The 8,561-nt window shown below is 71.5% G+C and carries 11 protein-coding genes; 6 read left to right on the top strand and 5 right to left on the bottom strand.

What is annotated here, in order from left to right; genetic code table 11:
- Positions 1 to 72: 72 nt before the first annotated feature.
- From E1284_RS35605 to E1284_RS35595, 3 genes are read right to left on the bottom strand one after another with little or no spacing between them, the layout of a single operon-like run.
- On the bottom strand, positions 73 to 603 hold the full coding sequence (locus tag E1284_RS35605) for a hypothetical protein (RefSeq protein ID WP_131944561.1): 531 nt from the start codon (positions 601 to 603) through the stop codon (positions 73 to 75).
- Positions 604 to 656: 53 nt separating this feature from the next.
- The gene (locus tag E1284_RS35600; protein ID WP_131944560.1) at positions 657 to 1,046 is read right to left on the bottom strand and encodes a hypothetical protein; all 390 of its coding nucleotides are present in this window, start codon (positions 1,044 to 1,046) and stop codon (positions 657 to 659) included.
- Positions 1,043 to 1,282, bottom strand: coding sequence for a ribbon-helix-helix domain-containing protein (locus E1284_RS35595; RefSeq protein WP_131944559.1), 240 nt, complete (start codon positions 1,280 to 1,282; stop codon positions 1,043 to 1,045). Before E1284_RS35595 ends, E1284_RS35600 begins: the two co-directional genes overlap by 4 nt.
- A gap of 195 nt (positions 1,283 to 1,477) precedes the next feature.
- On the opposite strand from E1284_RS35595, the gene E1284_RS35590 reads away from it, so the two are divergent.
- Complete coding sequence (locus E1284_RS35590) at positions 1,478 to 2,236, top strand: TioE family transcriptional regulator (protein ID WP_131944558.1); 759 nt, start codon at positions 1,478 to 1,480, stop codon at positions 2,234 to 2,236.
- A gap of 27 nt (positions 2,237 to 2,263) precedes the next feature.
- Here the strand turns inward: E1284_RS35590 and E1284_RS35585 are convergent, their stop codons facing one another.
- On the bottom strand, positions 2,264 to 3,157 hold the full coding sequence (locus tag E1284_RS35585; RefSeq protein ID WP_131944557.1) for a helix-turn-helix transcriptional regulator: 894 nt from the start codon (positions 3,155 to 3,157) through the stop codon (positions 2,264 to 2,266).
- Positions 3,158 to 3,271: 114 nt separating this feature from the next.
- Here E1284_RS35585 and E1284_RS35580 point away from each other — a divergent pair, with 114 nt between their 5' ends.
- Positions 3,272 to 4,270, top strand: a complete 999-nt coding sequence (locus tag E1284_RS35580) for an aldo/keto reductase (RefSeq protein WP_207924136.1) — start codon at positions 3,272 to 3,274, stop codon at positions 4,268 to 4,270.
- Between the two features lie 96 nt (positions 4,271 to 4,366).
- Here the strand turns inward: E1284_RS35580 and E1284_RS35575 are convergent, their stop codons facing one another.
- Entirely contained in the window at positions 4,367 to 5,548 is a 1,182-nt protein-coding gene (locus E1284_RS35575) for a glycosyltransferase 87 family protein (protein ID WP_131944556.1), read from the bottom strand.
- Between the two features lie 104 nt (positions 5,549 to 5,652).
- On the opposite strand from E1284_RS35575, the gene E1284_RS35570 reads away from it, so the two are divergent.
- The 4 genes from E1284_RS35570 to E1284_RS35555 form a co-directional block, all read left to right on the top strand.
- The gene (locus tag E1284_RS35570) at positions 5,653 to 6,777 is read left to right on the top strand and encodes a sensor histidine kinase (RefSeq protein ID WP_243714946.1); all 1,125 of its coding nucleotides are present in this window, start codon (positions 5,653 to 5,655) and stop codon (positions 6,775 to 6,777) included.
- Positions 6,774 to 7,439: a response regulator gene (locus E1284_RS35565; protein WP_131944555.1), complete on the top strand. Its 666-nt coding sequence runs from the start codon at positions 6,774 to 6,776 to the stop codon at positions 7,437 to 7,439. The genes E1284_RS35570 and E1284_RS35565 overlap by 4 nt, the downstream gene beginning before the upstream one ends.
- Positions 7,440 to 7,477: 38 nt before the next feature.
- Positions 7,478 to 7,861 carry a BlaI/MecI/CopY family transcriptional regulator gene (locus E1284_RS35560; RefSeq protein ID WP_083946553.1) on the top strand — a complete coding sequence of 128 codons (384 nt, stop codon included), beginning with the start codon at positions 7,478 to 7,480 and terminating at the stop codon, positions 7,859 to 7,861.
- Positions 7,858 to 8,561: M56 family metallopeptidase (locus tag E1284_RS35555; RefSeq protein ID WP_131944554.1), on the top strand; the 704-nt coding region annotated here is incomplete at its 3' end. The genes E1284_RS35560 and E1284_RS35555, both read left to right, overlap by 4 nt.

Raw genomic sequence — 8,561 nt, 5'->3', positions numbered from 1 at the left:
TGTATAAGAGACAGTTGTTGTTATGAGCAGCCTCATAACAACAACACGCCGCAGATCAACGCGTCTGGGGGCTTAGCGGGAGTGGGCGGGTGTCGGGTGTGTTCTTTGTGGCTCGTGGAATGCCTGGCCGGCGGCCTTCGTGTGGAGTTCGTCGAGGAGTGCGATCTGGGCGGTGGCGCGTTCCAGGAGGGCGCGCAGCCGGCCGGCGTCCAGCTCCGGTTCGTGGTCGGCGACGGTGAGCAGGGTGCGCCATCCGGCGGCCTTGCCCTCGACGGCGAGGCGGAGCGCCTCGACCTCGACGAGGTCGCTGAGCGGGGAGCGGCTGATCAGCCGGCCGTTGAGCTTCAGCCGGCCGCCCTTCTCCGCCGCCCATACCGCCACGCTCTTGTACCGGCGGGGCGGCATCCCCAGCGACCGCAGGATCGACAGCAGCGCACCGCGGTCGGCTGCGATGTCGTCGGCGAGGCGCTTCAGCCGCTCCGCGTCGGCCGTGTCGCGGTGCGAGCGCGCGACCCGGCGGGCCAGTGCCACCCCGCCCGCGGCCGCCGCCAGGTGATCGGTGAGGTAGATGTGCAGCAGGCCCCGGCTGCCAGGTGTCGTCATGTGGGCCCCGTACCCCGGGCGAGCAGCGTAAACGGCACCCCCGGAGGCGGCGGTCAGGGGATCTGCTCGACCCGGACGCCGGGAACGGCCTCGTAGACGTCGGGGTCGGCGGTGATCAGCGGCCAGCGCCGCCAGCGGGCCGACCAGGCGGCCTGCGCGGCGTCCATCCCGAGGTTGGGGATCGTCGTCACGAGGAGCCCCGTCTGCTGGGCGATCACGTCGTCGAGGTCGTCGACGTGGACGACCTGCATGCCGGGCAGCCGCTCCAGGACGGTGCGGCCGTGGTCGGGGACGATCTGCCACGCGCGGGCGAGCGCGGTGGCGGGGATCACGATCGTCGCGTGCTGGGCGATGGACGCGCGCAGCCGGGCGCGGACGTAGATCGTCTTGCCGGTGGCGAGGTCCAGGAGGGCGGTCGCGTCGAAGACGTGACCGGTGATCACGCGACGTCCCGGCGGTCCGGCGCGCCGCGTTCGACCAGCCGGTCCACCATGGCCTGCTCGTCCGGGCCGGGCGGGCCGAACAGGTCGTCGATGGTCGAGGAGTCCCGAAGGAAGGCCAGCTTGAGACGCGCCCCGTCCGCGAGGAACCCGGACACCGAGGCGATCTTCTTGTCCTCGGCGAGCCCCTGCAGCGTGGCGGCAAGCTCGTCGGGCAGCGTGATGTTGAGTCTCGCCATGGCGCACAGAATACACACTCCGAGCCCTTCCAGTGTGTACTGGCCGGGTGCTCGCCCGGATGCCCCGATCGCCGACCCGGGCCGGGCGGCCGGGTCGGGCGGAACGGTGAGCCCCGAGCGGCGAATCGCGGCCTCTGCATCGATTGGTACTTTCGGAGCGATGAACACGCGATCACGCCTTGACGCCTCGAACGGATGATCACTTTGCGACCGGTCGATCTCGCGCGGGAGCACGGCATCTCGGCACAGGCCGTCCGGAACTACGAGCGGGACGGGTTCATCCCACCGGCGGATCGCACCCCCAGCGGCTACCGCATCTACACCGAGACGCACGCGGCGGCGCTTCACGCCTACCTGTCCCTCGTCCCGGCCTACGGGTACTCGGCCGCCGGGCAGGTCATGAACGCCGTCCACGGCGATCGGCTCGACGACGCCCTGGCGATCATCGATCGCGGCCACCAGCAGCTGCTCCGCGACCGGGACACGCTCGGCTCGGTGCGGCAGGCGGTCGCACACCTGACGGCGGAACCCGGCGCGGTCACGGACCGTCCTGAAGATTCCCGCATCCGGACGATCGGGGATCTCGCGCATCGGCTCGGCGTCACCGCCGCGACCCTGCGCAACTGGGAGGACGCCGGCATCATCGTCCCGGCAAGGGACCCCGCCACCGGATACCGCGTCTTCCGCGCGACCGACATCCGCGACGCCGAACTCGCCCATCTGCTGAGGCGCGGGGGATATCTGCTCGAGCACATAGCCGCCGTCGTCCAGCAGGTCCGGACGGCCGGCGGCACCGACGCGCTCGTCCGGTCCCTGGACGACTGGCAGCGAAAGCTGACCGTGCAGGGGCTCGCGATGCTCAAGGGAGCCGCCCGGCTCAACGATTACCTCGGCCTGCTGAATCCCGCCGCACTGCAACAGGTCCCGCGCCACCCGGCGCCCGCGCACGGCTGACGCGCCCACCAGGTGGGGGCCGCTCGCCTAACCGGTGGTCGGCGCGTCTGCGTCCGAGGCGTCCGGAGCCTTCGCGGACGAGGCGTCCGTTGGGAATTCTTCGATGCCGAGGACGCGCAGCAGTTCCAGCCGTTCCCGGGACTCGGCGTCCGCGGGGGTGAGCACGAGCAACTTCTGGCGCTGGTCCGGGGTGACCAGGGTCTCGCAGTCCACCAGCAGGTCGCCGACCCGCGGATGCCGCACGGTCTTGCGGTCGGCGCGGTGGACGGCGACTTCGTGCTCGCTCCAGAGGCGCCGGAAGTCGGCGCTCGCGGCCCGCAGCCGGTCGATCAGCCCGGTGACGACCGGGTCGCCGCCGCGGCGGCCGGCGACCGCGCGCAGATCGGCCACGAGCTGGCGGGAGTGGTCCTCCCGCTCCTCGGGCGGGCAGACGGCGCGGGCGCCGGGCTCGGTGAACCACCGGTACAGGACGTAGCGCCGGTCGCCGGTGCAGCCGGTCTGGTCGCCCAGCAGCAGGATCGCGGCGCGGTTCTGGGCGAGGACCTCGCCCAGGTCCGACACGACGAGGGCCGGGGTGTCGCCGAGCAGGTCGAGCATCCGCACCAGGCCGGCGCGGGCGAGCCGGGCCGTCCCGTCCGCGGGCGGCGGCTGATGCCCGGCCAGGTGGAACAGGTGGACGCGTTCGTCGTCGGACAGGCGCAGCGCGCGGGCGAGGGCGCCGAGCAGCTGCGACGAGGGCCGGCTGCTGCGGCCCTGCTCCAGCCGCACGACGTAGTCCACCGACATGCCGGCGAGCATCGCCACCTCTTCGCGGCGCAGGCCGGACGTCCGGCGGCGAGGGCCGTCGGCAAGGCCCACCTCCGCCGGACGGATCGCCTCCCGGCGGCGGCGCAGGAAGTCGGCGAGCTGGTCGCGCTGCATACCCCCATCGTTGCTCGCGGACGCCGCGTTAGCCAGGGAGCGGTGCTCCCACGATGAACGCTCCGCTTTCGCGCCTTCCGATGGGCGCGCAGGGTTGAAGGCGGAAGGGAGAACATGATGCAGACAAGGACTTTGGGCAGCAACGGGCCGGCGGTTTCCACGCTGGGCCTCGGCGCGATGGGCATGTCGGGCGCGTACGGCGAAACGGACCGCGCGGAGAGCATCGCCACCGTCCACGCCGCGCTGGAGGCCGGTGTCACACTGATCGACACGGGCGACTTCTACGGCATGGGGCACAACGAGCTGCTGCTCGCCGAGGCGCTGCGCGGCCGGCCGCGCGACGGCTACGCGCTGAGCGTCAAGTTCGGCATGCTGCGCGGGCCCGGTCCCGAGTTCGGCGGTATCGACGGACGTCCCGAAGCGGTGAAGAACTTCCTGGCGTACTCGCTGGGGCGGCTGGGCACCGATCACGTCGACATCTACCGTCCCGCGCGGCTGGATCCGGCGGTACCGATCGAGGAGACGGTGGGCGCGATCAAGGACATGATCGACGCCGGGCACGTGCGGCACCTCGGGCTCTCCGAGGTCGACGCGGAGACGATCCGCCGGGCGCACGCGGTGCATCCGGTCGCCGATCTGCAGATCGAGTACTCGGTGATCTTCCGCGAGGTGGAGGCGGGCATCCTGCCCACGCTGCGGGAACTCGGCATCGGCCTCACCGCGTACGGGGTCCTCGGCCGTGGGCTGATCTCCGGGCACTGGTCCGCCGGGCACACCTCGGGCCCCGGCGACGGCCGCGGCTCGAGCCCGCGGTTCTCCAGCGGGAACGTCGAGCACAACCTCGTGCTCGTGGACGCGCTGCGGCGGGTCGCCGAGGCGAAGGGGTGCACCGTCGCCCAACTGGTCATCGCCTGGGTGGCCGCGCAGGGCGACGACATCGTGCCCCTGGTCGGCGCCCGCACCCGCGAGCGGCTGACGGAGGCGCTGCCCGCGGCGGACCTGGACCTCACCGCGGACGACCTGGCCGAGATCGAGAAGGCGGTGCCGCCGGGCGCGGCGCGCGGCGAGCGGTATCCGCGCGCCATGATGTCCGCCCTCAACATGCCGCTCTGACCTGGCACCATCCCACGGGGCCCGATCCGGTCGTCCGCTCCGGATCGGGCCTCGGCGTGAGCACGGCCCCCCGCCATCACGGGCCGACCAGATGGCCTACCCGCCGCTGTCCCCGACCGCTGCACGGCGCCGTTCGGGACGGCCGCTGGAAAGGGCGGGCGGGGTGGCGCGAAGGCGGATCGCCATGTGGGCCAGGAAGAAGACGCCGGCCAGCAGATAGCAGTTCGCCACCGGAGTCAGTAGGGGGTGGAAGCCGTATTCGAGCGGGTGGCCGTTATGGGGCGTCCACCAGAGCGGGGAGAGCACGAAGACGGCGTAAACGGCCAGCGCGGTCTTTCGGTTGTTGTCGCGGAGCAGGACCGCCAGCGCGGGAACGACCCACACCCAGTGGTGTGCCCAGGAGATCGGGGATACCAGCAGGCCGGTCATACCCGTTATGGCTGTGGCGGCCGGCCAGTCGCCCCGCCTTGCCCAAAGGGCGGCGATCGTCAGGCCGAATACGCCGATGGTGATGGGAATGGCGGTGTACCAGTCGCCTACCTCGGTCGTTCTCCACAGGATGCGGGTCAGCGCTCCGTAGGGGGACTGGTTGCTGATGTACGGGACGCCCACGCGGGACGTGTCGTAGAAGGTGTGCCGCCAGTAAGTGCGGGACGCGTCCGGGTTGATCAGGTAGGCGAGTGCCGTGCAGATGGCGAAGGTCGCGGTGGCCGTGACGGCGTCCTTTGTCCGCCGTGTCATCAGGAGGACGACCACGAAGACGGCCGGGGTCAGTTTGATCGCGGTCGCTATGCCGATGCCGACTCCGGACGGCCGGCCGACGGCGACCCGGTGCATGTCCGCAAGGACGAGGGCCAGCAGGAACAGGTTGACCTGGCCCAGGAAGAAGGTGTGCCAGACCGGTTCCAGGAGGAGGCCGGCGGCCACTGCCACCACGAGCGGGACGCGGCGGCCGGCCATCCGCAGTGTCGTCCGGCAGGCCCAGACGAAGGCCGCCAGCGAGGCCAGTTGCCATATCAGGCGGCCGACGGTGAGCGGCAGTTCGGAGAATGGCGTGAACAGGGCTGCCATGAAGGGGGTGTTGGTGAACCAGTGGTCGGCGAGCTGCTCCTCGTAGAGGGCCGCGCCGTCCGTTATGGCGTGCCCGCCAAGCCGGTAGATGCGGAAGTCCAGCGAGTCGTACGCGATCGAGAATACGACGATCAGCAGTACTTGGAGAGCCAGGATCAATGACGCCGCGCGCTTCATGCCGGTAACGGTGCTGGGTGCGCCGGCCAATGGTCATCGGGCTGCTGAACACATTTGGGAAAGGCGCTTGTAGCCCGTGGGATTACGCCTCCGGGCCAATGTGTCCGGGACGGCGCCGCGGTTACGATCGGCGCATGTCCGCCCTGCCGCTGAGCCGAGCTCGCCGCGTCACGGGGATCGCGCTGGCCTGGTGCGGCGCCGTCCTCTACCCGGGAGTGCTGTACGTCACCGTCTCCGCCGGGCGGACCGGCTTCGAGGACGTCTACGTCTTCCTCTCCGCCGGTCTCACCGTCCTGGTCATGGCGCTGCTGAGGCGGAACCCGCTGCCCGCCCACGCACTCCTGCTCACCGCCTGGATCCTCGCCGCGCTGGAGATGCCCAACGGGGGGATCGTCGGCCTGCTGGTCCTGTTCACCGACGTCTCGATCGGTTACATCGCGGTCACCCGTCCGCGGAAGGTCTCGGTTCCCGCCGCCGTCGTGACGTTCGTCCTCCAGGGGCTGTCCATCGCCGCGTTCCTGTCGGCGAACGAAGTGCTCCCGATGACGCTCATCCTGGCGATGGCCATCACCTGGATGACGGGCAACTCGATCCGGGTGCGCCGGGCGCACGCCGAGGCGATGCGCGAGCAGGCGACCGCGCAGGCCGTCGCAGCCGAGCGGCTCCGGATCGCCCGCGAACTGCACGACATGGTCGCGCACAGCATCGGCATCATCGCGATCCAGGCGGGCGTCGGCGGACGGGTGATCGAGACGCAGCCGGCGGAGGCCCGCAACGCGCTGGACGCCATCGAGGCCACCAGCCGCGAGACGCTGTCCGGGCTGCGGCGCATGGTCACCGCCCTCCGCAAGGACGGCGCGGACTCCGTCCCGCTCGGCCCCACTCCCGGGCTGGACGATCTGGCGGGCCTGGCGGGGGCGGCAGCGGACGCGGGCGTCGAGATCGACATCAGCACGGAAGGCGGACGCCGGCCCCTCCCGCCGGACGTCGACCTCTCCGCGTACCGGATCGTCCAGGAGGCGGTCACGAACGTCGTCCGGCACGCGGGCACGGACAAGTGCCGGGTGACGATCGACTACCGCGACGACGCGCTGGCCATCGAGGTCGTGGACGACGGGCAGGGCGGCATGGTCGGCACCGGGTACGGCCTCGTCGGGATGCGGGAGCGCGTCTCCCTCCTGCGCGGCGAGTTCGCCGCCGGGCCGCGCCCCGAGGGCGGGTTCCGGGTGGCGGCGCGGATACCGCTGGAGGGCCGGTGACGATCCGCGTCGTCCTCGCCGACGATCAGCCGCTGATCCGCGCGGGGTTGCGCGTCCTCATCGCCGACACCCCCGACTTGGAGATCGTCGGCGAGGCCGGGACGGGTGCCGAAGCGGTCGAGCTCGTCGAGAAGTCCGCCCCCGATGTCGTCGTCATGGACATCCGCATGCCCGGCATGGACGGCATCGAGGCCGCGCGCCGCATCACGACCGCCCACGTCATCATGCTGACCACGTTCGACGACGACGAGTACGTCTACGGTTCGCTGAAGGCGGGCGCCAGCGGGTTCCTCGTCAAGGACATGGCGCTGGAGGAGATCCTCGCCGCGATCCGCGTCGTCGCCAAGGGCGACGGGCTCATCGCGCCCAGCGTCACCAAACGGCTGATCGAGGAGTTCGCGGCGCGTCCCGAACCGGCCGGAACCCGGAGGCCCAGACCGGTCGACGGGATCACCGACCGCGAGCGCGAGGTCCTGACCCTGGTCGGGCGCGGCATGTCCAACCAGGAGATCGCCGACGAGCTCTACATCAGCGTGGCGACCGCGAAGGCGCACGTCGCCCGGCTGCTCGCCAAGCTCGACGCCCGCGACCGCGTTCAGCTCGTCATCATCGCCTACGAGCTGGGGCTCGTCGCACCCCCTACAGGCGGTAGTACTACCTGACGTGGTGACCTTCGTCTCGGTCGGATAACCTTGAAGGCGTGAAGGGTCTGGGAGAGCTTGAACGCACGGTCATGGAGGTCCTGTGGGCGCGGGAGGACGCCGGCCACCAGGCGGCGACGGCGCGCGACGTGAGCCGTGCGCTCGCCGGCGACCGGGACCTCGCGCACACTACGGTCATGACCGTGCTGGACAGGCTTGCCAAGAAAGGCTTCCTCGAGCGCGAGCGCGACGGCCGCGCCTGGCGCTACCACCCGGTCGCGAGCCGCGAGATGTACGTGACCGAGCTGATGCTGGGCGCCCTGAACGAGACCGGTGACCGGGACGCGGCGCTCGCGCACTTCGTCCGGTCCGTCTCGCGGGACGAGGTCGACGTCATCCGGCAGACCCTCGCGGGCCTCATGAGCAAGGAACCCCCCGCATGACCGGCGCCGCCCTGCTCGCATTGATCTCACTGGGGACCGTCGGCGGGGCGCACTTGCTGTCCCGTGCCCGGTGGACGTGGCGGGCGCCCCGCATCGGGATCGCGCTCTGGCAGGCCCTCGGGCTGTGCTGGGGCGTCGCCACGATCGGCGCGCTCCTCGGCCTCGCCCTCCTCCCGTACCGCAAGGGCGTCCTCGGCGGGCTGCCCGGCCTCTACGACGACCAGGCCGCCCGGCTCGGCGCCGTCCAGGTCGCCGCGCTGCTCGGTGCGGTCAGCCTGACCGGCGTGCTGCTGGTGATGCTCATGTTCGCGGTGCTGCGGGTCGTGCGGGCCCGGCGCCGACACCGGGCGCTGCTCGCGCTGGTGTCGCGCCGCGACTCGTCCGTGCCCGGCACGCTCGTCCTCGACCACCCCGGCGCCGCCGCGTACTGCGTGCCGGGCGTCCGCTCGCACAAGGTCGTCGTCAGCGCCGGGACACTGGAGCTGCTCGACCGCGGCGAGCTGGCCGCGGTCCTCGCGCACGAGCGCGCGCACGCGCGCGAGCGGCACGACCTGGTGCTGCTTCCGTTCGCGTCGCTGCGCCAGGTGTTCCCCCAGTTCCGGCTGGTCGGACGGTGCCTGGACGCGGTCGAGCTGCTGATCGAGATGGCCGCCGACGACCGCGCCCGGCACGGCCGTCCGGCCCGCGAGCTGGCGACCGC

Origin of the sequence: Actinomadura bangladeshensis (assembly GCF_004348335.1) — a bacterium.
In the GTDB taxonomy this organism is placed as follows: Bacteria; Actinomycetota; Actinomycetes; order Streptosporangiales; family Streptosporangiaceae; genus Spirillospora; species Spirillospora bangladeshensis.
This window is presented reverse-complemented; position numbering and strand designations above follow the sequence as displayed.

What these genes read in the sequence shown, in the direction of transcription:
- E1284_RS35595 (WP_131944559.1), bottom strand. Translation starts at nt 1,282, where the DNA reads ATGGCGAGACTCAACATCACGCTGCCCGACGAGCTTGCCGCCACGCTG.
- E1284_RS35585 (WP_131944557.1), bottom strand. Translation starts at nt 3,157, where the DNA reads ATGCAGCGCGACCAGCTCGCCGACTTCCTGCGCCGCCGCCGGGAGGCG.
- E1284_RS35605 (WP_131944561.1), bottom strand. Translation starts at nt 603, where the DNA reads ATGACGACACCTGGCAGCCGGGGCCTGCTGCACATCTACCTCACCGAT.
- E1284_RS35580 (WP_207924136.1), top strand. Translation starts at nt 3,272, where the DNA reads ATGATGCAGACAAGGACTTTGGGCAGCAACGGGCCGGCGGTTTCCACG.
- E1284_RS35590 (WP_131944558.1), top strand. Translation starts at nt 1,478, where the DNA reads ATGATCACTTTGCGACCGGTCGATCTCGCGCGGGAGCACGGCATCTCG.
- E1284_RS35570 (WP_243714946.1), top strand. Translation starts at nt 5,653, where the DNA reads ATGTCCGCCCTGCCGCTGAGCCGAGCTCGCCGCGTCACGGGGATCGCG.